Consider the following 24117-nt stretch of genomic DNA (forward strand, 5'->3'; position numbering starts at 1 on the left):
TAAGCTGACAGGCCATGGATGGCTTTTTTCAAAGGATATTTATAATGCATTTATCAATTTTTAAGTCCGTCGCATTTATTACTTTATGCCTAACACCCCTTGCGTTAAGCGCTGCGCTTTTTACCCCAAAAGATGATGCAGTTATTGCTAAAAGTAATTCAACGCTTAGTGCTTCCCTCTCTGTTGACGAAATAAATACATTAGTCACTAACAGCCAATATGCCGGCCAAACAGAGCGCTTACAGGGGCTACTTAAAACCCGTTTAGCCCAGCTATATAAACAAACACCCTCATCTCAAATTGGTTACTTATATGCTCGCGTTTTACAAAAAGAGCACCTTTTTGACGAAGCTATTGATATTGCTAACAACGTTTTGATTGCCGAGCCAAAACATAGTAATAGCCATTTATTGCTAGCCAATATATTTATGACTCAAGGTAAGTTTGCACAAGCAAAAAAACACTGCGTCGCCTTAATTGGGCAAGTAAGCACTATTACTGCTAGCACCTGTGTACTCGATGTACAAAGCCAACATGAAAGCGTTTTAGACAGCTACCAAGCATTAGTAAAAATTATAAATAATAATCAAACTAGCCTAGCTACAAACCATGTTTTAAGTGAAATGAGCTACCGTTTAAACAACTACAAACAAGCTTTGTCTCACTTACAAAGTGTAGATTTAGTTCAAGCCCCTGTGAGCCTTATTGTTTTATGGGCCGATATTCAAATTGCTCTAAATCAACCGCAACAAGTATTAAATACATTAAGCGTACTGCTTCCTGATAAAAGTAATTTAGAGGATGCTATTTTGCTAAGACTTTCAATCGCAGAAAAAAAACTAAATAAACGCGATAAAAAATGGCAAAATACAATGGCGCAAAGAGTTACACTACGAGAGCTTCGTAAAGATTCTTTTCATGCAAGTGACTTAGCTAAATATTACCTTGATGTACAACCAAATCGCGAAAAAGCACTTTACTGGGCTCATATTAATTGGCAACAGGCTAAAATGAGCACCGATGAGCAATTACTTATTCAAGCAAAAGCGATGCAACGAGACACACTATGAAAACGCCTTATCTATTTATACTCACTTTAATGCTGTGTATTTTCTCAACTTACAGCTTTGCCCATCAACTAAGTACAAGTTATATAACCTTAAATAGCGAGAACAATAACGACACCAACAAAAACCAATACACGGGTACCTGGCAAATTAATATAGCCGACTTAGAGCACGCAGTGCCTCTGGATTTAGATAAAAACGGGCAAATTTCGTGGGCAGAAATAAAAGCAAAACGCAGCTCAATTAATAACTTCATTGAAGAAAATTTAAATATCACGCAAAACGCGCAAATATGCCCTTTAAAAAGTGAAGGAATCTATCAGCTAGATAATCATTTTAACCAACCTTATTTAGTCATTCCGCTGCTGTTTAGCTGTGATGACAATAAAGTAATCTCCCTTTCCTATTCCGCTTTTTTTAAAACCGATGCCAATCATAAGTCCATCGTAAATATAAACGGTGTATCTCGTGTATTTAATATCAACGAGGCACAACAAACGTTCAGCTTTGAGCAAACAAGTTATTTAAGTACGTTTAATCAATACGTGTATCAGGGTGTTTTACATATTTGGATTGGTATTGATCATATTTTATTTTTAATCGCCCTGTTACTTACCTGTGTTTTAAAGCGCAGCGATAAAGCATGGCAAGGTATTAGCTCTAAAAAACAAATTATTAAACACACAGCATGGATAGTAACCGCGTTTACACTTGCGCACTCTATTACGCTTACCGCAACAGCTATGAGCTTAGTCTCACCAAATAGCCGCTGGGTAGAGCTTGGAATTGCTATATCGGTTTTATTTGCAGCATTAAATAATGTGTGGCCGTTGGTACTTCGTTTAGGTTGGCTTACTTTTGCTTTTGGTTTACTGCACGGGATGGGATTTGCGAGCGTACTTGGCGAGCTTGGCTTGTCGAGCGACTATCAACTGCTTAGCATTTTAGCGTTTAATTTAGGCGTCGAAATCGGACAACTTAGTATCTTACTAGTAGCCTTACCAATACTCATTTATGTGCGACACTACACTTGGTATAAAAAGTGGTTAATGCCAATGGGCTCCGTTGCTATCGCAATCATTGCACTTCAGTGGTCAATCGAGCGCTTTTAAATAGACTAAAATAAAAAAGCTAGCCAAAATATTGGCTAGCTTACTTTTGGTTATTTATTTTGAGCGTTACTGCGCTTTATCAAATGGCATCAGTAATGTTTTCATCGCAGGGCGAAGCGCTATGAGTACCGTTTCTTCGGTGAGCTCAGGGTAGAGTAACTTTCTGAGTAATAACCCCGCCATCATCGAAAAAATAACGTTAATTCGGCTTTCAAGTTCAAGCTCATCAATGTCTTTGAGCGCACTTCGCTCGCTTGTTAAAAGCTGTCTCATGCGCCCTCTTGCTTGAATATCGGTTTCACGCAAGAGAGTTGCTACTTTAATATTTCGACCTGCTTCTGCCATCATGTCTAAATCAATAACACACGAGCCTGTGTCCATGTGCCTTTGCACACCAATATTTAAGCCATCTAAAAGAGCCGCTAAAACATCACCAGGGTGATCTTCAAACTTTTGAAAGATGGAGAACATTTCTTCCATGTCTTTTTCAATAATGCTTTCTATAATGGCTTCTTTACTTTCAAAGTAATTATAAATATGGCCTGCACTCATCCCTGCCGTTTTAGATATTTCAGCCATACCTGCACCGTGATAACCTTTTCGGCGAAAACACTCTGCAGCAGCTGTTAATATTTGCTCACGCCTAGCCAGTGCTATCGCGGGATCTGTTTGCCTTTTTGCTTTAGGCTTCATGTTCAACTCCACTACCAAGTCATAAACCCAGTAAAGCAAGAGCTATAAATAGTCTCGCCATGTAAATATGTAATGCGGCTTTAAAAGCCGAAAATATTATTTCTCTACCTGAGCTGTTTCACTGGTTACGTTCCATCCGCCACCAAGCGCTTTGTACAAGTTAATTTGGCTTGCAAGATACGCTTGCTGACCCGAAATTAACTGTTGCTGCGCGCCGTACCATGTACGCTGAGCATCAAGTACTTGCAAGTAGCTATCTGCGCCTTTTTCGTAACGCATTTTTGATAAATCAAACGTGATTTGTCGGCTATTTATAAGCATATCAAGGGCACTTAATTGCTCTTGGTAACCTTCTCTATCAGCAAGTGCATCGGCAACTTCGCGAAACGCATTTTGAATTTTTTGCTGGTACGTTGCCACCGCAATTGCTTGATCGGCTTTTGCTACATCAAGATTTGCTTGGTTACGTCCCATATTAAAAATAGGTAAGCTAATTGACGGCACAAAACTCCATGTACCCGAGCCTGAATCAAACAAGCCACTTAAATCACTTGAAGCAGACCCGGCATTGGCTGTTAAGCTAATACTTGGATAAAACGCCGCACGTGCAATACCAATATTGGCATTTGCAGCAAGCATTAAATGCTCAGCGGCTTTAATATCAGGGCGTTGCGATAACAGGTCAGACGGTAAACCGACCGGCACTTCTGGCATGCTGATCAAGTTAGTCAGGTCTTTATTAGGCAGCAAATCAGCTGAAACAGATTTACCCACTAATAAATCTAGGGCACTTTTATCACGCTTTAACAAACGCTTGTACGTTGCTATGTCTACTTTTGCTGTAGCAACTGTACTTCTAAGCTGCTCAAGGGTAATCGAAGACGTCGCACCTAAATCAAAGCTTTTTTGCGTAAGCGATAATGATTCTTGCTGAGAGGTGAGCGTTTCTTTTGCAAGCTCTAGCAGTTGTAAGTCCGTCGCGTAACTAAGCCACGCATTTGCCAACTCTGAAATTAAAGACACCTGCGTACTGTATTGGCTAAGCTCTGTAGAGTATAAATTTTGCAGTGCTTGCGCTGATTGGTTGCGTACTTTGCCCCAAATATCTAACTCGTAAGACGTAATGCCCACTGTTGCACTGTATTGCGAGCTAATAGCTGCATCGCCAGTACCCGACAAATCAGCCGGTAAACGCTGGCGCGTACCAGAAGCATTTAAATCAAGCGACGGATACAAAGCAGAGTCTTCAATTTGATACAAACCACGCACACGCTGCACATTAAGCACTGCAATTTGCATGTCTTTATTATGCTCAAGGCTTTGCGTAATTAAGGTTTGTAGTTTTTCATCATTAAAAAACTGCTGCCAATTTAATTGCTGCGCAGCGCTTTGCTCAGTACCTGATGCATAAGCATCAGATACTGGTAGAGCAAGGTCTTTTTGCTCTGGCGCTAATTGACAACCACTTAGCACCAATAAAGCAATTGCACTTAGGCTGAATGTTTTAATGCTCATTCTGCGCTCTCCTTTGTTGTCTCGTTAGTTTTACCAGGGAATACACGGCGAACTAACACAAAGAACAACGGTACAAATACAACAACTAATATTGATGATGCGAGTGTGCCGCCAATAATCGAAATACCTAACGCATTTTGTGCGCCAGAACCTGCACTTGAGGCAATAGCAAGTGGTAAAACACCACAAATAAAGGCCATCGAAGTCATGAGTATTGGACGTAATCGTAAGCGTACAGCTGCAATAGCCGCATCAACTAAGCCAAGCCCATCATCCATTTTATGAATCGCAAACTCTACAATCAGTATCGCATTTTTAGATGCCAAACCAATGGTGGTCAACAAGCCAACCTGCAAGTAAATATCGTTAGATAAGCCACCGCCTAGCGCTGCCATAATTGCACCAAATATACCCAGTGGCACAATCATCATTACCGCAAACGGTACCGACCAACTTTCATAAAGTGCAGCTAAACATAAAAATACAAACAATAGCGATAAGCCATATAGTAAAGGTGCTTGACCACTACTTGAGCGCTCTTGGAATGAAATACCGGTCCACTCAGACGAAATACCATTAGGTAATTGTTTAACTAAACGCTCCATTTCATCCATTGCTTGGCCTGTACTGTAACCCGGCGCTGCGCTACCTTGAATTTCCATTGCTGAAAAACCATTGTAACGCTCTAAACGTGGCGAACCATGCGTCCAGTAAGCACTAGCGAACGCTGAAAACGGCACCATATCGCCATTATCATTGCGCACATACCACTTATTTAGATCCTCAGGCACCATGCGCGATTGTGCATCACCTTGCATATACACTTTTTTAACTCGACCACGGTCAATAAAGTCATTCACATAACTACTACCCCATGCTGTCGAAAGTGTACTGTTAATATCGTTTTGCGACACACCAAGCGCTTCGGCTTTTGCCAAATCTGTATCAAGTTGTAGTTCTGGCATATCTTCTTGTCCATTTGGACGTACGCCCGCTAAAATTGGACTTTGGCTTGCTAAACCTAATAACTGATTTCGTGCCGCCAAAAGTGCGTCATGGCCAAGGCCTACACGGTCTTGTAAGAAAATATTGAAGCCATTAGCAGTACCCAGTTCAACAATTGCAGGTGGCGGGAATGCAAACACAAACGCTTCTTTTATCGTTGAAAAGTAGCCCATCGCTTTACCTGCAACACCTTGAACAGATAACTCGTCACGTTGACGCTCATCCCAATGTTTAAGGTTAACAAAGGCAATTGCTGAGTTTTGGCCAGAGCCTGCAAAACTAAAACCAGTAACGGTAAAAATACCATTCACAGCTTCAGATTGATCGTTTAAAAAGTGATTTTCTACCTTTTTAACAACCTCAAGCGTTTGCTGTGTTGTAGAGCCTGCTGGCAGTGAAACTTGGTTAAACAAAATACCTTGGTCTTCGTCAGGTAAAAATGCCGTTGGCAAGCTTGAGAATACATAAACCATACCGCCCACAATCACACCATAAATAAGTAAGTAGCGTTTAGAGTGCGTAAGCATACGGCCTACAAAGCTTTGTGCACCTGAATTTGTTTTATCAAAACCACGGTTAAAGCCTGTAAAAAATCGGCCAAATAACGTCTCATTGTTATGTACATGGCTTGGTTTTAAAAGCGTTGCACACAATGCAGGCGTTAAAATAAGAGCAACTAAAACAGATAACCCCATCGCCGATACCAGTGTTATAGAAAACTGACGATAAATAATACCGGTAGAGCCACTAAAGAATGCCATTGGGATAAATACCGCAGAAAGCACCATGGCAATACCTACCAGCGCGCCTTTAATTTCATCCATCGATTTACGCGTAGCTTCAAGTGCCGAGAGTTTTTCCTCGGTCATTAAGCGCTCAACGTTTTCTACCACAACGATTGCGTCATCTACCAATAAGCCTATGGCAAGTACCATCGCAAACATCGTTAGCGTATTTATTGAATAACCAAAGGTGTACAAAATACCAAACGTACCTAGTAAAACCACTGGCACTGCTATTGTTGGTATAAGTGTTGCCCTAAAGTTTTGTAGGAACAAATACATAACTACAAAAACAAGTACAACAGCTTCAATTAAGGTGTGAATAACTTTTTCGATAGATAACGATACAAACGGCGTTGTGTCGTAAGGTATAACAGCATCTAACCCTTCAGGGAAAAACGGTTTTAGCTCTTCAATTGCTTTTTTAACTCCAGCGGCAGTATCAAGTGCGTTAGCACCACTGGCTAATTTAATACCTAACCCTGATGCAGGTTGCCCATCGTAACGAGCAACAACGCGGTAGCTTTCACCGCCAAGCTCTACTCTAGCAACGTCCTCTAGACGTACAAAAGAGCCATCTGGATTAGTTTTAACCAATATTTGTTCAAATTGCTCTGGCGTTTGTAATCGACTTTGCGCTGTTACTGTTGCATTAAGTTGCTGACCATCAACGGCAGGCATACCGCCAAGTTGACCGGCAGATACTTGTGCATTTTGCGCACTAATTGATGCACTAATATCAGCAGGTGTCAGCTTATAATTTTGTAATTTTGAAGGGTCTAACCAAATACGCATCGCGTACTGAGAACCAAACAGCTGCACTTCACCTACGCCTTCAACACGCGAGACAATATCTTGCACGTTTGATGAAACATAATCGCCAATATCAATATTGGTCATGCTGCCATCTTTAGACACAAAAGCATAAACCATTAAAAAGTTACGCGCTGACTTTGCAACTACAACACCTTGCCTTTGAACGGCTTCTGGTAATAGTGGAGTCGCTGTCGCTAGTTTATTTTGCACTTGAACTTGTGCAATATCAGGGTCTGTTTCAGCGCTAAACGAAAGTGTAAGCGTAGCAGAACCACTCGACTCAGACGTAGATGACATATAAAGCAAGCCATCAAGGCCTTTCATTTTTTGCTCAATAACTTGCGTTACCGTATCTTCAAGTGTACGTGCAGATGCACCAGGGTACGTTGCTGTAATACTTACTGCAGGCGGTGCAATTGAAGGATACTGCGAAATAGGTAAACTCCTAATCGCCAAAATACCTGCAAGCATCACTACAATAGCGAGTACCCAAGCAAATATCGGTCTATCGATAAAAAATCGTGACATTAAAACTCTCCGTTATTGCGCTTGATCGGCTTTAGCAGACGATTGAATTTCAGATGGATTCACTGGTGCACCAGGGCGGATTTTTTGTAAACCTTCAACTATTAACTTATCGCCATCCATTAAGCCATCAGTAACAAGCCAATCAGAACCAATCGTTCTATCTACTTTTAATACGCGGCTTTCTACTGTGTTGTCTTTGCTCACAACCATTGCTGTTGGTTCGCCTTTTGAATTACGGCTAACACCACGTTGCGGAGCTAAAATAGCGCCCGCCTTAACACCTTCTACTATAGAAGCTCGAGCATACATGCCTGGCAGTAATAATTTTTCTGGATTTGAAAATTTAGCACGTAGTATTACTGAGCCAGTACTTGGATCAACTGTCACTTCAGAAAACTGCAATGTGCCTTTATGAGGATAAATAGAGCCATCTTCCATAATAAGTTCAACGTCAGTTTGGCTAGTCGAATCAACACTTAGAGCACCTGATGATATTGCTTTTTTAAGTTTGGTAAGCTCATTACTTGATTGTGTTAAATCGATATAAATTGGATCTAACTGAGTCACTGTAGCAAGTGCAGTACTTTGGTTAGCACTAACTAGTGCACCTACAGTTACGCTTGATTTACTAATTTGACCACTAATTGGTGACGACACATGGCTGTAATCAAGGTTAATTTGCGCCGATTTTAACTGCGCTTTAGCCGTTAATAATTCTGCTTTTGCTTGTTTGTATGCAGCATCTGCTTCATCAAAGTCTTGCTGACTTACCGCTTTTATTTTTAAAAGCTCGCTAAAACGAGATGCTTTAGCTTTACTACTTGAAATACTCGCCTGAGCACGTGCAACACTTGCTTCACTTGCTGCTAAGTCTGCTTCAAATGTCGCAGGGTCTATTTGATACAGAGCCTGGCCTTGTTTAACCTCTTTACCTTCAACAAATAAACGAGATTGCACAATACCACTTACTTGTGGGCGAATTTCAGCAATTTGAAATGCACTGATACGACCAGGAAGTTCTTTTTTGAGAGTAAGCGCTTGGCTTTTTAATGTAAGTACACCCACTGGTACAGCTTTAGGAGCTGAAGCTTGTGACTGCTCAGTTGCTTGATCACAACCAGTTAAAGCAACAGAACCGACGAGGGCTGACAATACAAATAAAGCGATGCGGGAACGCTGCATGTTAAATACCTTTTAGTTTAGAGTGAACGATCATTCTAAATTAAAACGCGCTGATAATGAATCTTAATTAGAAGAAATTTACACAAACTTACACTCCTCAGTACAATATACGTCTTAGGTTGCATTTAATGTTAATTAGATGAAAATAGAATCAAGACTGTATGAAAATAAAACAACTTAACATATTGAAATAATATCTCATTTTAGAAACGAAGTTTTTAACAGGCTCAAAAAAGCCAAGCAAATACAGCTTGGCTATTTATATAAAAACTAAAGCACACACCTTATTTTAAAGGGTATTAGCACTCTGCGGGTTAATAACCCTTGAAACTAACAACTGCTCTACCCTAATTCCTTCTACATCAACAACTTCAAACTTAAAGCCTGAAAAAGTTAAATGCTCCGCGCGTTTAGGTATTCGCTTCATATTGTAAATTAAAAAACCAGCGACCGTTTCATAGTGCATCTGGTCAGGAAATTCTTCTATATCAAGTACTTTTGCTAAATCGGTAATTGGGGTTAAGCCATCTACAAGCCATGAATTTTTATCGCGTTCTATGATTAATTCGTCGCCTTGATGAGTGATTAAATCACCCATAAACCCTTTCATTAAATCTTTTACCGTTACAATGCCCACCGAAAGCGCATATTCGTTTACGACAACAGCAAATGGTTTTGCTGCACTTTTAAACGCATTTAAAGCTTCAGATAAGCTTAATGTTTCGGGTAAGTAAAAAACATCTTTATCAATGAGATCATCGTTTATATTGGCGGCTTCGCCCTTTAGTACTTGTCGTAAAATATCTTTAGATTCAACAGAGCCATGCAACTTATCTAAATTTCCTGACACCACTAAAAAGTGGTTATGAGGATGGTCAATAATTTTAGTCGCAATATCATGGCTAGATTCGTTTAAATCAAAATATACAATTTGGTCGCGTGGCGTCATTACGCTTGATAAAAATCGCGCTTCTAGGTCAAACACATTGCCAATGAGTTCATATTCTTGCTTTTGCAAACTACCGTATGCAGCACCTGCTTCCATCATGGCAACAATGTCCTCTGTTGTCACATTGTCTTCTCGCTCAGCGGGCACTTTAAATAAGCGCAGCACAAAGTTAGTGACACCATTAAAAAACATCACCAGCGGGGTTAATGCAAAGGTAACCCAGCGCATTATTGTAACCACTCTAACAGCGACCGCTTCTGGCATGATCATCGCTAAACGCTTTGGCATTAAATCGGCGAATAATATAAACAAGGATGTAATAGTAAAAAATGAAAATAAAAAGCTAATTTTTTCTAAATGCGCACCTTGATAAAACAATACCAACACACTTTCAACATAAGGAGATAGCGCCTGCTCGCCCACAATACCACCGAGTATTGCTATAGCATTAAGTGCTATTTGGATCATGGCAAAAAAAGCCCCTGGATTTTCTTGTAGCTTTAGTACCGCTGCTGCTTTTATATTCCCTTCATCTGCCATTACACGCAGTTTTATTTTACGCGACGCTGCAATTGCTATTTCTGACATAGCAAACAACGCACTGATCAAGATCAATAAGCTAATCCCGATTAAATCACCCATTTAACGCTCCAAAAAGTTAGTGCTTTTTTAAACAAAAAGCAGCTGGATTATAATCGGTTTTTAAAATGCGGCAATTTATATTTATAAAATATATTAAAGTAATTTAATTTCATGAGGTTACATTAATTAAACTGTTTTTTAAACTGTTTAATTGCCTTTAAAGGCGACTTTTAATTGAACAACTAAGGCAGGATCCATATTTATATTACAAGCAAAAAATAATGGAGACTGAGCTGTATTTAAACTAAGTACAGGCTCAAGTAGTTCTAGCTTAGGCTCTGTTTTAACTCGGTAGTTAAATTGCTTTTTATTAAGGACAACAAAATCAAGAATATTGTGACGGGTACTGATAAGTTTGTCTATTTTATCTAGGCTATCGATGAGTAACAAATTTCTGCTTTCGCTAAACCCTCGCTCAAGCAAATAGTGATGACTAAAATTATCACGCAGTACCGCTATTTTATATTTTTTAGCATCATTGAGAGTATTTAACTTTATACTTCTAGACTTAAGAGCATAAATGGCTGAGTCAAAGCTTTCAAGTTCACCTACCCACTTAAACTTACTTTCTCTATTAGGTAATCGAACAATCGAAAATATACAGGTGTTTTTATCGCGTAGCGCCGCGTTGTAGGATATGGCCCAACTATGGGCAAACATAGTGTAATTTATACCTGTACCTTCTAGCGCTTTATGAACTTTATCGACAGAACGGCCAACGAGTTTATTATCTTCATTGAGATACTGAAAGTCCGGAAATACTTCCGTTACTATTGTGATTTCAGTTGCATCAACTTTAATACAGCTAATGAACAATAAAAAGATCAATAATTTCATTCAGCAAGGCCTCAACTAACTCATTATAAGTATTTAATAAATATAGCTGAGGCTTTATGAACTGCTAGTTTTTAGTCATGTAATGCACACTTATACGCTGATAGTACTAGTATTTATAGCTCATACAGCTTACTTGTTCATCGCACTAATTAAAAAGGCTGAAATTTTAGCGCCTTCTCTAAGTGTCGTTTCAGAGCTTGATTGGCCCACTAAAGAGCTGTCGGTAAATGGCGCTATTTCCATCATATCCGCACCCGTAATCGGAAACTCATCCGCAATGGCTGATAAAATATCAAGCGCATGCTGTGGTGTTAAACCATTATGTTCTGGCGTACCTGTGGCAGATGCAAACTCTGCATCAAGCGCATCAATATCAAAGCTTACGTATACTTCATCAACGTTATCAGCTTTTAACTGTGCAATAGCGTCGGCAGCAACCGCTGCTGCGCCGCGCTCAATGATTTCATGTGCCCAATGTTGCTTAACGCCAAAGGTACTTTCCCAGTGTGCTTTAGGCTTACCACTTGAGCGTATACCAAATTGTATTAAATGATGTGGCGCCGGTAAAAACTCTAAAATATGCGTACACCACGAGCCAAAACATAAATCTATGCCTAGGCGCTCAACAAGTAAATCGGTATGCGCGTCAAAGTGAATAATAGCGGTACGCTTACCTTGCTCACGTTTTGCTTTTAAGTAGGCTTTGGTAAGTGGGTAACTAATTGAGTGATCGCCACCAATACCAAATATCCCTTTATCTTTAAATGTTGCGTAAAAACTGTCGCATACATCCTCAGTGATTGATAATGGGCTTACGTAGTAGTCGTTATCTTCATTACCGTATAGGGCTTTTTGGCAATTAGAAATGGTTGCATCATTTAGGTATTTATCATGAAGTAAATGTGGGATTACACGTACATCGCCTAAATCAAACGAGTGACACTGCGGTTGCTGATCAATTAAAGCTGAGCGCACAAACAGTGGCCCCCAGTTTGCACCGCGTAAAATACCACCGCCACAGTCTGAGCTAATACCTAACATAACGGCTTTATGTGGAGAATTTGGTAATTCATTTAAAGACTCGCGCCACAAATTATCAACGTTTTCAGTTTGTCCATAAAGTTTATTACGCAGTGCGGCTTTGCGCTCCTTTGCAGTATTTACTGTGTATACGCCATCACCTGGTGCGCACAAACAGTGCTCAACTTTGTTTTTAAATGCTTCAAATTGTGTGCTCATAATAAACTCCTTCGATTTTTATTCTGTACGTAGCTAATTACTTTTGATTAGTTATGCAAAATCACCAAAAGTGCCTAAACTTCAAATAAATTCCACTTTGCTAAATAAGTCTGTGCCTAATATAAATAAACACGTTATCTTTTACGTGTTTAATAAAAACTTAAACTATTGAATTAATTTAATATTAATGAATATTTACCATAAACTATTTAATTGTAGTTACGCGCTTGGTTGATACTTATTATGTCTGCTTGAACATGTCAACAGCACAACAAGGCTACTTGTATAAGCACTTGATTGAATATTCATAGTTGATGAATAAATCAAATTAGTTCTTAAAATTATTAAGACTTAATTGGAGGAGTTAAGATAAAACGGACAATCGTCCTGTACTTGATAAACGTTTCTAGCAATGATGCTAGATTGACACAATTTATTATAAAAAGGCTTAGCTATGGAAAAGGTATTTCACTTAGGACTATGTATTGACGATCTTAAAGGTGCAAAACTTGCGATTGTACCGGGCGATCCAGATCGTGCTGCACGCATTTCACAATTCCTAGACAACCCAACCTGCCTTGCTCAAACTCGTGAGTTTCATGTTTACTTAGGTCAACTAAACGGCCATTCGGTGGTTGTTTGTTCTACGGGTATTGGTGGTCCATCTACGTCGATTGCAGTAGAAGAATTAGCACAACTTGGCGTGCGTAAATTTTTACGTATTGGTACAACAGGTGCGATTCAGCCACATATCAACGAAGGCGAAATTTTAATTAGCCAAGCGTCTGTCCGTTTAGACGGTGCTAGCCAACATTTTGCACCGCTTAGCTACCCTGCTGTGTCTGACTTTTATGCAACACAAGCTATGGTACAAGCATGTAAAAACTTAAATATCGATTTCCATATTGGTATTACTGCATCAAGCGATACATTCTACCCAGGGCAAGAGCGTTACGATACGCATTCTGGTTACGTTCCTAAATCACTACAAGGTAGCTGCGAAGAGTGGCAAAAACTAGGCGTGATGAACTACGAAATGGAATCAGCAACATTATTTACTATGTGTGCAGCCCTTGGTTTACAAGCAGCATGTGTAGCAGGCGTACTTGTTAATCGTACTCGCCAAGAAATACCAAATGTTGACCATGGTGAAATTGAGCGTAAATCTGTAGCGGTAGTATTAGAAGCGGCTAAAGTATTACTTGATTAATACCAAGTAAACTCAATAGATAAAATTATAAAGCACAGCTCTGGCTGTGCTTTATTGTTTTTAAGAGGTTATTTTAGCTGAGCGCTAATTACTTCTATTGCCGGTAGATTTTTAAAACTTGCAAGTACAGCACGTGCTACACCCGCTTGGTTTTCATGGCCTGCGGTTTCTAAAAGTGTAATACCTTTTACCGTCTGCTCATCAAAACTAAGCCCTGCGATAAATAATTGGCTAAGCGCACTTTGTAGTGGCGACAAGCTTGGGCTGTACGCTGCGTTTTCTGCGTAACTTCCGTAAAAATCACCATTTTCAAATGTACTAATTTTTACTGCACTAAAGTTTTTACTATAGGGTACGTATGCGTTTAATGCTGTACTTGCTAGTTTTTCATCTAGTTGAGCATTTGCAAATACTTGCTGGTGAGGCTCTGGATTAAGCAAGCTAAACGCGTTGCCTAAATCAGTAGGGCCAAATGAATGCGGCAGTAATTCTGCCAATTTAAAGTGTTGCTCTGGCAATAAAATATCAAACTCTTTAGCATCAGCGAGTTCGTTCATAAACTGGCGGCAGTATCCACACGGTGCATCGCTAATCGCTATTTTAACTATTTTTTTGGCGCCGTTTAACCATGCGTTATTTATAGCCGATTGCTCTGCATGAACCACTAAACTCAATGCTTGATGATTAAATTCTACATTTGCACCAAAGTAAAAATTTACCTCATCGTTTTGATCAAGTGCTTTAACAATTGCGCCTACATGAAAATCTGATATCGGCGCAACAGCATACTCAGAGGCTAAAGGTACTAAACCTTGTAATAATGCATCATCAGACACATTGAGTTGTGCGCATAACTGTTTAATATTATTAGAATTTAACATGCCACATTGTGATTTTAATTGACTACGTAATGACGCTGTTTGCGCTACGTTTAATGTGATGTGTGAATTTATAAGTGCTGTATCTTGCTTTACAGTAAAAGTTGCTGAAGCCATAACATTTTTTAATTATTCAATGGCTAAGTAGTTTAAAAGTTTAGGATGCGAAATACCAGCCTATTCAACGCAAAAAAAGGGAGCACATCGCGTGCTCCCTTTAATTTTAACTGATATACCCAACAAAATAATTAATTGGTATACCTAACAAAATAATATGTTAGCCGGTATTACGCATACCTGCTGCAATACCTGTCATCGTGATCATTAATGCATTATCAATGTCACCTTCGTTGCGTTTTTCCTCTGAGCGAGCACGGCGTAAAAGCTCAACCTGTAGTAAATTAAGTGGATCGGTGTACGGGTTACGTAAACTAATCGACTCCTTAATCCAAGGTTGTTCGGCTAGTAGGCTTTTTTGCGGGCTAAGTGATTGCACCAAGCTAATGGCTTCTTGAAGCTCTTTACGAAGTGTTACACCCAGTGGTTTGTACATATCTTCCACCAGCGCATTATCATAATGCTCACTCAACCAACAATCGGCTTTACTAAATACCATTTCTAGCATTTCTAGGCGCGATCTAAAGAACGGCCACTGTAAGCTCATTTCGTTTAGGGTTTCTGCGCCGTACTTATTAAGCGCAGCCTTTAAGCCTGTTAACGCACCTAGCCATGCAGGAAGCATTAAACGGTTTTGGCTCCACGCAAAAATCCATGGAATAGCACGTAGACTTTCAACGCCACCATTAGGATTACGTTTTGCAGGACGCGAGCCAAGCGGTAACTTAGACAGTTCAAGCTCAGGTGTTGCCATTCTAAAGTAAGGTACAAAGTTTTCATCATGACGAACTACATTACGGTAATGCTCACATGACTCCTCACTTATTAGCTTCATTACTTCGCGCCACTGCGGTTTTGGCTCCGGTGGCGGTAATAAGTTACTTTGCAGAACTGCGCCTGCGTAAATATTTAAGCTTTGCAGTGCTACATCGGGTAAACCAAATTTAAAGCGAATCATCTCGCCTTGCTCGGTTACACGCAAGCCACCTTTTAATGAGCCAGGCGGTTGTGAATGCAGCGCTTGTGCAGCAGGTGCTCCACCACGTCCTACTGTACCACCACGTCCGTGGAATAAAACAAGCTCAATACCACGTGCATCAGCAAGTTGTACTAGTTTATCCATTGCTTCGTACTGTGCCCAACCTGCTGCCATCATACCGGCATCTTTAGCTGAATCAGAGTAACCGATCATTACGTTTTGAGTGTTTTTAATGTGCCCGCGATACCAAACATTATCAAGCAGTGTGGTAATTACATCACTGCCTGCGTTTAAATCGTCGAGTGTTTCAAACAACGGTGCTACTGGTAAATCAAAGCTACAGCCGCTTTCTTTTAGCAATAGTTGTACTGCTAAAATGTCTGACGCTGTTCGTGCCATTGAAATAATATACAAACCAAATGTTGCTTCGTCTTGCTTGGCAATTACATCAAAGGTATCAAGTACTTCTTGTACATCTGGGCTTGGTTGCCAATGTTTTGGAATAAGCGGTCTGCGCGAGTTAAGCTCTGCAAGTAGAAATGCTTGTTTGTCTTGCTCTTGCCATTGGTTATAGTCGCCTAAACCTAAGTAACGCGTCAGTTCTGAAAACACATCGCCGTGGCGAGACGAATCTTGGCGCACATCAAGTTTAGCTAAACGCAAACCAAAGCTATTTATACGGTGCAGTAAATCAAGTAATAAGCCATCCGCAACTACTTTCATATTACACTTTAATAACGAGCGATAGCACACTTCAACTGGGTGCTTAAGCTGATTAATATTAGTAATTAAGTCTTGTGAATCGCTGCGCTTATTTTTAATTTTAGCACCTAAGTGCGCCACTGTTTCTGCAACCTGATTTTTAAGCTTTTTGATTACTGCTCTATATGGTTCAAACTCTTGCCCTGCAAGCTCAACAAGCTCATCACTGGCATCTGACATAGAGAGTTCAGCGCACAACGTTTTTAAGTCTTGAATGTATAAGTTAAGTGCCATCCAACGACCATGATCAAGCACTTCTTTTGTTACCTGCGATGTTACAAATGGATTACCATCACGGTCTCCACCCATCCACGATGTAAACTCAATTGGGCTGTAATCTATTGGTAACTCTAAGCTCAACTGGTCTTTAACATTGGCTGAAAACTCACGTAAAAAACGCGGAACGGCATGCCACAGGCTATTTTCTATTACTGCATAGCCCCATTTGGCTTCATCAACTGGCGTTGGGCGAGAGCGACGAATATCGTCGGTATGCCAAGCTTGGCTAATCAGCTGTTCAATACGATTTAAAATATTGTCTCGCTCTTGCACTAAGTTATCTTTTCGCTCTAATGACGCTAAGCAATCACTTAGTTCAACGTGTTTGTTAATAATAGTACGGCGCGTAACCTCGGTTGGGTGAGCGGTCAATACTAAGTTTATGTGGAGTTTTGAGAGTGTTTCGGCCAAATGATTACTGTCTAACTGGCCTTGTTCTGCTTTTGTAGCTAACGTTTTTAATGTTTGAGTGAGAGGGTTTTGTTGACCAAGGCCAACGTCATTAAAACGCGAAACGGTATGAAATTGCTCTGCTACATTAGCAAGGTTTAAAAAATGATTAAATGAACGGGCAACCGGTAAAAGCTCTTCATCACTAAGCGCATGTAAAACGTCTATTAGCGCTTGTCTGTCGTCTTCATTACCACTGCGAGATGATTTTGATAAAGCCCGAATTTCTTCTACTTTATCTAAAATAGCTTGGCCTTGAGCATCCTTAATAGTTTGTCCTAGTAATTGCCCAAGTAAATTTACATTACCTCGCAAGGCGGCGTATTGTTCACTCATTTATCAGTCTCCATTTTTTCGTAGGACACTATTAATATCATCATGAAGAGATATTTAATAGATCCATTTGCAATGTCTTGTCGTAAAAAAGTATATATAAAATAATCACAAAGCATTCACATGATCATTTTTTACGATGGTAACTGCCCTCTTTGTAGCACCGAAATGCAGCAACTAAAACACGCTGATAACAAAAACTTAATTACGCTTGAAGATCTTAACGCGAGCGACTTCAGTGAGCGCTACCCGTATATTGATAAAGACAAAGCAATGAACTACCTTCAAGCTCAAAAGCAATCAGGTGAAATGATTTATGGGCTTGATGTAACTTACGAAGCATGGAAAATAGTGGGTAAACACAGCTGGTTGAAAATTTTTCGCTTGCCAATAATTCGCTTTTTCGCTGACTGCGGATACCTATTATTTGCTAAGTATCGGCACTCCATCAGTCGCTTTTTAATGCCAAATACTCAGTGCAGTAATGGCCAATGTGGACTAAAAGCAAAAGGTGATAAATGAAAACTATTGTTTTATTCGGCGCAAGCAGTGCCATAGCAAATGCATACATGGAACATCTACAAATAAACACGCCTACTCATCAGATCGTTTGTATTAGTTCAAAAAGTATTGAGTCTGGCTCAAGTGTTGTCCACCTGCATACTGACTACACAAAACAAAGTTTAGCGCGCGTTACTAATTACCTAAAAGAGCAAAATGCCGATATACAACAAGTTATTATATTCAATGGTACACTGCACAACGAAACCCATATGCCTGAAAAAAAGCTGGAGGATTTAGACGCTGAGTATTTTAGCCAACTTCTAAATTCAAACACCCTAACTCCCCTACTTTGCTTACAGAGCGTATTACCACTGTTAACCCACAAAACGCAGTGTACTATTACTGCATTAAGTGCGCGCGTAGGCAGCATAAACGACAATAAATTAGGTGGTTGGTATACTTACCGCGCATCTAAAGCGGCGCTTAACATGCTATTTAAAACCGCTGCTATAGAGCTTGCTCGTCGTGCTAAAAATACCAAACTCATTCTGTTTCACCCTGGCACTACCGATACAGCACTTTCAAAGCCCTTTCAAAAAAATGTAGCTGAAGGCAAATTATTTACGCCTGAATTTGTAGCCAAGCAACTATTTGAATTAACAAACAATAACCCTGATTTAAAACTAAACGGTGAGCCTGCTTATTTAGACTGGCAAGGCTCTACAATACCGTGGTAAGGACTTTTAATGCATTTTACTAAAGCGCAAATAGACGCACTTGAAAAACATACCCGTACACATTTAATTAATTCTCTTTCGGGTTTTAAAAGCGCTAATTTAATTGGCACGCAAGACTTACTCGGCAATACCAACTTGTCGATTGTAAGTTCGGTTATTCACCTTGGGGCTAACCCACCTTTGGTCGCCATGATTATGCGCCCTCATAGTGTGCCGCGTCATACGTTTGAAAATATTTTACAAACGGGCACTTACACCATTAATCAAGTGAATAAGTCGATTTATAAACAAGCTCATCAAACTTCAGCCCGTTACGATAAAGACGAGTCTGAGTTTGATGCTACAGGCTTAACACCTGAATACTTAAACGACTTTGCAGCCCCTTTTGTAAAAGAAAGCCGCTTAAAGTACTCGGTTAAATTTGTAGAAAATCAACATTTAGCCATCAATGGGACTGAGCTCGTTATTGGCGAAATTATGGATGTTTTTGTTGATAAAGCCGCGCTGCAAAGCGATGGTTTCCTAGATTTACAAGCAATAGAAACAGTGGCAGTAACCGGGCTTGATAGCTACCACACAAGCAATAAACTCACGCGTTTACCTTACGCTAAAAAATAATATGACCTTTTAAGAGGCTATTAGTTTATAGCCTCTTATCGCATAACATTGAATTTTACCTTGGTATTAATCACACTAGCTAAAAATCCAAGGAGAAAAACATGACCACCATCGGTATTGGTACACAATCGAGCGAACAAGCGTTGGCAAGCCTAAGTAATATGACGCAAACGCTAACCCCTATTGCAGCTGACGAACATTTAGAGCGCATAGCCAAAGCGCAAGCTTATATGCTTGCAAACAACATAGATGCAATTTATTTAAACGCTGGCACCAACCTAACCTACTTTACAGGTATGAAATGGTACGCGAGCGAGCGCATGGTTGGCGCAATATTACCGGCCCTTGGTGAAGTACAATACATTGCGCCTTATTTCGAAATTGGTTCACTAAACGGGTTTAAAGTAATAGAGGGACCTATTCATGGGTGGCAAGAGCACGAAAATCCTTATGCACTTTTTGTCGAAGTACTAAAAAAGTTAAATATTAATGAAAACGCAACCATTGGCATTGATGAAAGCGCACAGTTTTTTATATTCGACGGCATTAATAAAGCGCAAACGGGTTTAACACTCATAAACGCACAACCTGTAACGGCGCACTGCCGTATGCATAAATCAATTCACGAGCTTAGCTTAATGCAGCGCGCGATGGATATGACCTTAGCCGTGCATCAAGCCACAGCAAGCATGCTTTATGAGGGAATAACCACCACCGAAGTAGAAGCCTTTATTAAACAAGCACATCAAAAAGTAGGCGCGCCAGGTAACTATTTTTGTATTGTTTTATTTGGTGTTGCAACGTCGTTCCCACACGGTGTTAAAGACGCGCAAGTGCTTAAAAAAGGCGATATGGTATTAATTGATACCGGCTGTAAAGTACACGATTACCTATCAGATATAACCCGTACCTATGTATTTGGCGAACCTACAATGCGCCAACGCATGTTTTGGGATCATGAAAAAGCAGCGCAAATGGCCGCGTTTAATGCTGCTAAAATCGGTGCTACCTGCGAAGACGTAGACGCGGGCGCCCGTAACTATTTAGCGACGCAAGGGCTAGGTCCGCAGTACCAAACACCGGGTTGCCCGCATCGAACTGGCCACGGCATTGGGCTAGACATTCACGAATGGCCATACTTAGTTGGCGGTGATAAAACCCTACTTGCCCCTGGCATGTGCTTTAGTAACGAACCAATGTTAGTTATACCCGATGAATTTGGCGTGCGTTTAGAAGATCATTTTTACATGACCGACAACGGCCCTCATTGGTTTACACAACCAAGTTATAGCATTGACGACCCATTTGGGCTTAACGCCTAAAACTGAATACCTTCAAGAGCAGCTGTTTAGCTGCTCTTTTTAGTTTGGTATTGATAAAGCTAAATTAATCCCAATATCCTTTTTTATACTTAGTTATAAGCAATCCTCAAAAGGATAAATATGAAAAACTTTAAAATTGATATCGTTTCAGACGTAATGTGCCCTTGGTGTGTAGTGGGTTATAAAAACCTAGAAACTGCACTAGAGCAACTTAAAGACGAAATGAGCGCAGATATTACGTGGCATCCTTTTGAACTAAATCCAGATATGCCAATTGAAGGTCAAGACTTAAACGAACATTTAATGCAAAAGTACAACCTAAGTGAAGAACAAGGCGACGAAAATCGTAAAAACATGTTCGAAGCCGGTCAGCGTGCTGGGTTTACCTTTAATTTTGATGGCAAACGCATCATGATCAACAGCTTTGATTTGCATCGTTTATTAATGTGGGCACGTGAAGAAGGTAAGCAAACCGAGTTAAAACTCGCCTTTTTTGAAGCGCACTTCACAGATTTAAAATACTTAAATCAAGAAGAAGCACTGCTCGACGTTGTTGAAAAAGTGGGTCTTGATAAAGAAACTGCGCGCGGTATTCTACATTCAGACAAATACGTACAAGACGTACGCCAAGAGCAAGACAACTTTAAACAGATGGGTATTACTTCAGTACCTACGTTTATCATAAACGATAAATATGCACTTACTGGCGGACAACCAAGCGACTCATTCATTCAAGCACTAAAACAAATTAGTGAAGAAGAAGCCAAGCAAGACGCTTAACGAGTAAAATTGTTGTTTAATACTTAAAAAAGGCTGCACATTGCAGCCTTTCTTATATATTTATCAGTTCAAAAATAATACAAAGTTGTTATTTACCTTAGATCTCTTTTGGTGTCATTATAGAAACTACATTTAACAAATCGATAACAATACCTATAAAGGGATTTATAATGAAATATATAATTACAACATTAACTTCACTGTTTCTTTTAACCGCATGTTCGACAACACCTCTACCTGATAACCCTAACTCTACGCTAATAATGCCCAGCCCTCCAGAGTATCCAATTAAAAGTGTCCGTGAAAAAATTGAAGGTAGTGTGACAATGTCTTTTGATGTAAATGCATCTGGTAAGCCAGTTAATATTAAAGTGATTAAAGCTGAGCCTGTGAAAATTTTTGATAAAGCAGCGATTCGCTCTCTTTCTAAATGGCGTTACGCACCTAAAGTAGTTAATGGTATTGCGGTAGTTGATGAGAATTTAGAAATGACTATAGATTTTAATTTAGCAAAATAATAACTAACTAAAACAGGCTGCACATTGCAGCCTTTTTCTATATAGCGAAGGTTACTTCTTACTTAAAAGTAAACTAAGTACGATAAAGCACTTTAATAACATGCCAGCCGAATTTTGTTTTAACTAGGTGGGGTTCTAAAATTGCACCTTTAAATGCAATTTTGTCAAACTGTGGGACCATTTGCCCGCGTCCAAATTCACCTAAATCCCCGCCTTTTTTACCCGATGGGCATGATGAATACTTTTTAGCTAAGGTTTGAAACTTTGCACCTTTACCCAATTGCTTAATAATATCTTCTGCAATTTCTTTGTGCTTAACCAAAATGTGAAGTGCATGTGCTGTGCTTGCCATGAAAAAAGCCTTTTATACCGTTAGCTAAAATTAAACGCGGCGATTTTAGCACAGCCACCTAAACCTAGCATCTACTTATAGCTAACCAATCTAATAATTGGCAACACTTAATAGTACACTTTAATTCACGAAACCTGATATTTGATCTAAGCAGCTATATTCAGGGTCTGAGAATGGGCTTAACCTAGTTACTTTCCTTATTCGTGGTGCTTTACTTTTTTCATGGCTGGAAATAACGCCCTCCACTAAAAGCATTCTATCGCTACAACGCTTAACAAACCCCTCCGTTACATCACCGTAAAATGGGAATACTAAGTATTGCTTTGACATATTCTCTAAAGCTGCATGATCTTCATAAAAAACAAGGTGTCCATAATATCCAACTAAGCACACTTTAGTTCCAATCAGCTCACTTTGATTCTTAAACAGTTGACCCCATGATACTTTTTTACATTCAATATTTTCCTGTAAAGGAAATGCTTTTACAGAAAAAACAGATACTATTAAAAATAACAATTTAGACATAGATATAAATTTTTTCATATTTTCCTCCTATGTTTACAATAAGAAAAAATTATACATTTGGCTTCTATTAATTTTCGGGGAGGATAGCCCTATAACGCATCCGTACACTCTAACCTGAGAGGCCTAGTCATTTTATAACCTATCAATTTGTATAAATTAATACCTCAAGATTAGCAGTAATCAACCAAAGGCAAGAAGAAAAAACCTAACCCAATTAGTTTTCTGCCTCTGCTATGAGCCTTTCTAAAATCAGTTTTTAAATAACCTTCTTAAATTCACGGCTGAATAAACTACCATTGCTATAAGCGCAAACAACAAAAGATAAATACCGTAGTCCACACCGACTATTAGGTAGGCTTTACTAGGCTCCTTAAGGTTATAATAAACATTAACTTTATCGCTCATTTCATATTTCTTAAGTTAGAAATCTCGATCCGTTCTATCAAGCATAGAGTTAAAGTTAGATACTCGGTTTCCAACAAATAGCTTTTTCTCAACTGAATACGAGTATTCGACCTCTATAATATAGCGCTCCTGGTTATGTTGTATACGCAATGCATTACTAAAAATAACAGTACCCTCGACCACAGGCCAACTTTTCGTAGCCAGGCCTTCTGAAACAATTGCTACTAAATAAGTACTCCAAGCGAATTAAGCTAAAAACATTACGACAAAAAAACTTTGCTTTTTTTAAACATATTAGCACCTAATTCCAGAAGGAGGGCTTCACAATACAGTGTAGCTATTTCAACCTTCTTTATAGCTGAATTTAATCCATTAGTTATACCATCGGTGGTGTCAGGTATTGAAAAAACCCTAACAGCTGACCGATGCATAAGCAGCTTATATTGCATCATTGCGGTTATTCCACTGCTTAAAGTATTTGTCTAATGGAGCACTATGATTCAAAACATTAGTAAATTTCTTTACCTGCGTTCAGGTTAAATAATGTTTGGCATCCTCTGGGTTGGGAATTCTGCAATACTGATATTTACCAAATAAGGTATAGCGGTTTAAAGCAACCCTATCGTATAACCAATTATTAAACCTATTTGGCAAAACACTAAATACGTTTGCTAGCTTGTATGGGTAACCTAGCTGCTTAACAACGTTAAAAAAAGCATGACTTTGTGTAAATGCTTTACCATTTTCAACAAACACCATTGAGGCATATTCTATTGTTGAAAAACCAAAGTGTGCTAACAACAATTCACCTTTAGGAGATTGCACGCTGCATAATTTAAAAATAGTATTTTTATCGTGAGCAATAATAAAGTTACACCACGCGCTGCAAAGCTTACATTGCGCATCAAATAATATAATTTTTTGATTTTGCATTATTGTCACTGCATCATCGCTCATAACACTTTCCTTAAATTAAGTACT

Annotated in this window: 21 protein-coding genes; 9 read left to right on the forward strand and 12 right to left on the reverse strand. The window is 39.4% G+C overall.

Annotation, left to right across the window (positions count from 1 at the left end; translation table 11 throughout):
• Nucleotides 1-44: 44 nt before the first annotated feature.
• Both CXF89_RS01390 and CXF89_RS01395 read left to right on the forward strand, forming a co-directional pair.
• A complete protein-coding gene (locus CXF89_RS01390) occupies nt 45-1070 on the forward strand; it encodes a hypothetical protein (RefSeq protein WP_121953591.1) in 1026 nt (341 codons plus the stop codon).
• Nucleotides 1067-2179 (forward strand): HupE/UreJ family protein, encoded by a 1113-nt coding sequence (locus CXF89_RS01395; RefSeq protein WP_121953592.1) that lies wholly within the window; start codon nt 1067-1069, stop codon nt 2177-2179. The genes CXF89_RS01390 and CXF89_RS01395 overlap by 4 nt, the downstream gene beginning before the upstream one ends.
• Before the next feature lie 66 nt (nt 2180-2245).
• Here CXF89_RS01395 and CXF89_RS01400 read toward each other — a convergent pair whose 3' ends face one another.
• The 7 genes from CXF89_RS01400 to CXF89_RS01430 form a co-directional block, all read right to left on the reverse strand.
• The gene (locus CXF89_RS01400) at nt 2246-2872 is read right to left on the reverse strand and encodes a TetR/AcrR family transcriptional regulator (RefSeq protein ID WP_121953593.1); all 627 of its coding nucleotides are present in this window, start codon (nt 2870-2872) and stop codon (nt 2246-2248) included.
• 96 nt (nt 2873-2968) lie between these two features.
• Nucleotides 2969-4387 (reverse strand): efflux transporter outer membrane subunit, encoded by a 1419-nt coding sequence (locus tag CXF89_RS01405; RefSeq protein WP_121953594.1) that lies wholly within the window; start codon nt 4385-4387, stop codon nt 2969-2971.
• Nucleotides 4384-7518 carry an efflux RND transporter permease subunit gene (locus tag CXF89_RS01410; RefSeq protein WP_121953595.1) on the reverse strand — a complete coding sequence of 1045 codons (3135 nt, stop codon included), beginning with the start codon at nt 7516-7518 and terminating at the stop codon, nt 4384-4386. The genes CXF89_RS01405 and CXF89_RS01410 overlap by 4 nt, the downstream gene beginning before the upstream one ends.
• 12 nt (nt 7519-7530) lie before the next feature.
• Nucleotides 7531-8700, reverse strand: coding sequence for an efflux RND transporter periplasmic adaptor subunit (locus CXF89_RS01415; RefSeq protein ID WP_121953596.1), 1170 nt, complete (start codon nt 8698-8700; stop codon nt 7531-7533).
• Between the two features lie 289 nt (nt 8701-8989).
• Nucleotides 8990-10291, reverse strand: a complete 1302-nt coding sequence (locus tag CXF89_RS01420) for a polyamine export protein PaeA (RefSeq protein ID WP_024607789.1) — start codon at nt 10289-10291, stop codon at nt 8990-8992.
• 147 nt (nt 10292-10438) lie between these two features.
• Nucleotides 10439-11128, reverse strand: a complete 690-nt coding sequence (locus CXF89_RS01425) for a substrate-binding periplasmic protein (RefSeq protein WP_121953597.1) — start codon at nt 11126-11128, stop codon at nt 10439-10441.
• A 129-nt stretch (nt 11129-11257) separates the two neighbouring features.
• Nucleotides 11258-12367 carry an arginase family protein gene (locus tag CXF89_RS01430; RefSeq protein WP_007582386.1) on the reverse strand — a complete coding sequence of 370 codons (1110 nt, stop codon included), beginning with the start codon at nt 12365-12367 and terminating at the stop codon, nt 11258-11260.
• Nucleotides 12368-12821: 454 nt separating this feature from the next.
• On the opposite strand from CXF89_RS01430, the gene udp reads away from it, so the two are divergent.
• Nucleotides 12822-13577, forward strand: a complete 756-nt coding sequence (gene udp, locus CXF89_RS01435; RefSeq protein ID WP_007582384.1) for a uridine phosphorylase — start codon at nt 12822-12824, stop codon at nt 13575-13577.
• Between the two features lie 68 nt (nt 13578-13645).
• Here the strand turns inward: udp and cdd are convergent, their stop codons facing one another.
• Together cdd and ppc are read right to left on the reverse strand one after the other, a co-directional pair.
• The gene (gene cdd, locus CXF89_RS01440; RefSeq protein WP_121953598.1) at nt 13646-14572 is read right to left on the reverse strand and encodes a cytidine deaminase; all 927 of its coding nucleotides are present in this window, start codon (nt 14570-14572) and stop codon (nt 13646-13648) included.
• Nucleotides 14573-14732: 160 nt separating this feature from the next.
• Nucleotides 14733-17378, reverse strand: a complete 2646-nt coding sequence (gene ppc / locus CXF89_RS01445; RefSeq protein WP_007582382.1) for a phosphoenolpyruvate carboxylase — start codon at nt 17376-17378, stop codon at nt 14733-14735.
• Nucleotides 17379-17498: 120 nt separating this feature from the next.
• Between ppc and CXF89_RS01450 the strand changes: the two genes are divergently transcribed.
• The 6 genes from CXF89_RS01450 to CXF89_RS01475 all read left to right on the forward strand — a co-directional run bounded on the left by CXF89_RS01450 (nt 17499) and on the right by CXF89_RS01475 (nt 21854).
• Nucleotides 17499-17897: a thiol-disulfide oxidoreductase DCC family protein gene (locus tag CXF89_RS01450; RefSeq protein ID WP_121953599.1), complete on the forward strand. Its 399-nt coding sequence runs from the start codon at nt 17499-17501 to the stop codon at nt 17895-17897.
• The gene (locus CXF89_RS01455) at nt 17894-18616 is read left to right on the forward strand and encodes an SDR family NAD(P)-dependent oxidoreductase (protein ID WP_121953600.1); all 723 of its coding nucleotides are present in this window, start codon (nt 17894-17896) and stop codon (nt 18614-18616) included. The genes CXF89_RS01450 and CXF89_RS01455 overlap by 4 nt, the downstream gene beginning before the upstream one ends.
• Nucleotides 18617-18625: 9 nt before the next feature.
• Nucleotides 18626-19234 (forward strand): flavin reductase family protein, encoded by a 609-nt coding sequence (locus CXF89_RS01460; protein ID WP_121953601.1) that lies wholly within the window; start codon nt 18626-18628, stop codon nt 19232-19234.
• Between the two features lie 101 nt (nt 19235-19335).
• Nucleotides 19336-20556 carry a M24 family metallopeptidase gene (locus CXF89_RS01465; RefSeq protein WP_121953602.1) on the forward strand — a complete coding sequence of 407 codons (1221 nt, stop codon included), beginning with the start codon at nt 19336-19338 and terminating at the stop codon, nt 20554-20556.
• Nucleotides 20557-20676: 120 nt separating this feature from the next.
• On the forward strand, nt 20677-21336 hold the full coding sequence (locus tag CXF89_RS01470) for a DsbA family oxidoreductase (protein ID WP_008134379.1): 660 nt from the start codon (nt 20677-20679) through the stop codon (nt 21334-21336).
• 170 nt (nt 21337-21506) lie between these two features.
• The gene (locus tag CXF89_RS01475) at nt 21507-21854 is read left to right on the forward strand and encodes an energy transducer TonB (RefSeq protein ID WP_121953603.1); all 348 of its coding nucleotides are present in this window, start codon (nt 21507-21509) and stop codon (nt 21852-21854) included.
• 73 nt (nt 21855-21927) lie between these two features.
• Here CXF89_RS01475 and CXF89_RS01480 read toward each other — a convergent pair whose 3' ends face one another.
• From CXF89_RS01480 to CXF89_RS01495, 3 genes are all read right to left on the reverse strand, one after another.
• Nucleotides 21928-22206, reverse strand: a complete 279-nt coding sequence (locus tag CXF89_RS01480; protein WP_121953604.1) for a peptidylprolyl isomerase — start codon at nt 22204-22206, stop codon at nt 21928-21930.
• Between the two features lie 120 nt (nt 22207-22326).
• On the reverse strand, nt 22327-22749 hold the full coding sequence (locus CXF89_RS01485) for a hypothetical protein (protein WP_121953605.1): 423 nt from the start codon (nt 22747-22749) through the stop codon (nt 22327-22329).
• A 918-nt stretch (nt 22750-23667) separates the two neighbouring features.
• Entirely contained in the window at nt 23668-24093 is a 426-nt protein-coding gene (locus CXF89_RS01495; RefSeq protein WP_121953607.1) for a thiol-disulfide oxidoreductase DCC family protein, read from the reverse strand.
• Nucleotides 24094-24117: the final 24 nt, after the last annotated feature.

This window comes from Pseudoalteromonas sp. MelDa3, assembly GCF_002863625.1.
In the GTDB taxonomy this organism is placed as follows: domain Bacteria; phylum Pseudomonadota; class Gammaproteobacteria; order Enterobacterales; family Alteromonadaceae; genus Pseudoalteromonas; species Pseudoalteromonas arctica.

Coding starts and splice junctions, on each gene's coding strand:
- CXF89_RS01390 (WP_121953591.1), top strand. CDS start 45: ATGCATTTATCAATTTTTAAGTCCGTCGCATTTATTACTTTATGCCTA.
- ppc (WP_007582382.1), bottom strand. CDS start 17,378: ATGAGTGAACAATACGCCGCCTTGCGAGGTAATGTAAATTTACTTGGG.
- CXF89_RS01425 (WP_121953597.1), bottom strand. CDS start 11,128: ATGAAATTATTGATCTTTTTATTGTTCATTAGCTGTATTAAAGTTGAT.
- CXF89_RS01480 (WP_121953604.1), bottom strand. CDS start 22,206: ATGGCAAGCACAGCACATGCACTTCACATTTTGGTTAAGCACAAAGAA.
- CXF89_RS01470 (WP_008134379.1), top strand. CDS start 20,677: ATGAAAAACTTTAAAATTGATATCGTTTCAGACGTAATGTGCCCTTGG.
- CXF89_RS01410 (WP_121953595.1), bottom strand. CDS start 7,518: ATGTCACGATTTTTTATCGATAGACCGATATTTGCTTGGGTACTCGCT.
- CXF89_RS01420 (WP_024607789.1), bottom strand. CDS start 10,291: ATGGGTGATTTAATCGGGATTAGCTTATTGATCTTGATCAGTGCGTTG.
- CXF89_RS01405 (WP_121953594.1), bottom strand. CDS start 4,387: ATGAGCATTAAAACATTCAGCCTAAGTGCAATTGCTTTATTGGTGCTA.
- CXF89_RS01495 (WP_121953607.1), bottom strand. CDS start 24,093: ATGAGCGATGATGCAGTGACAATAATGCAAAATCAAAAAATTATATTA.
- CXF89_RS01415 (WP_121953596.1), bottom strand. CDS start 8,700: ATGCAGCGTTCCCGCATCGCTTTATTTGTATTGTCAGCCCTCGTCGGT.
- CXF89_RS01465 (WP_121953602.1), top strand. CDS start 19,336: ATGACCACCATCGGTATTGGTACACAATCGAGCGAACAAGCGTTGGCA.
- CXF89_RS01455 (WP_121953600.1), top strand. CDS start 17,894: ATGAAAACTATTGTTTTATTCGGCGCAAGCAGTGCCATAGCAAATGCA.
- CXF89_RS01450 (WP_121953599.1), top strand. CDS start 17,499: ATGATCATTTTTTACGATGGTAACTGCCCTCTTTGTAGCACCGAAATG.
- CXF89_RS01475 (WP_121953603.1), top strand. CDS start 21,507: ATGAAATATATAATTACAACATTAACTTCACTGTTTCTTTTAACCGCA.
- CXF89_RS01395 (WP_121953592.1), top strand. CDS start 1,067: ATGAAAACGCCTTATCTATTTATACTCACTTTAATGCTGTGTATTTTC.
- CXF89_RS01400 (WP_121953593.1), bottom strand. CDS start 2,872: ATGAAGCCTAAAGCAAAAAGGCAAACAGATCCCGCGATAGCACTGGCT.
- CXF89_RS01460 (WP_121953601.1), top strand. CDS start 18,626: ATGCATTTTACTAAAGCGCAAATAGACGCACTTGAAAAACATACCCGT.
- CXF89_RS01485 (WP_121953605.1), bottom strand. CDS start 22,749: ATGAAAAAATTTATATCTATGTCTAAATTGTTATTTTTAATAGTATCT.
- cdd (WP_121953598.1), bottom strand. CDS start 14,572: ATGGCTTCAGCAACTTTTACTGTAAAGCAAGATACAGCACTTATAAAT.
- CXF89_RS01430 (WP_007582386.1), bottom strand. CDS start 12,367: ATGAGCACACAATTTGAAGCATTTAAAAACAAAGTTGAGCACTGTTTG.
- udp (WP_007582384.1), top strand. CDS start 12,822: ATGGAAAAGGTATTTCACTTAGGACTATGTATTGACGATCTTAAAGGT.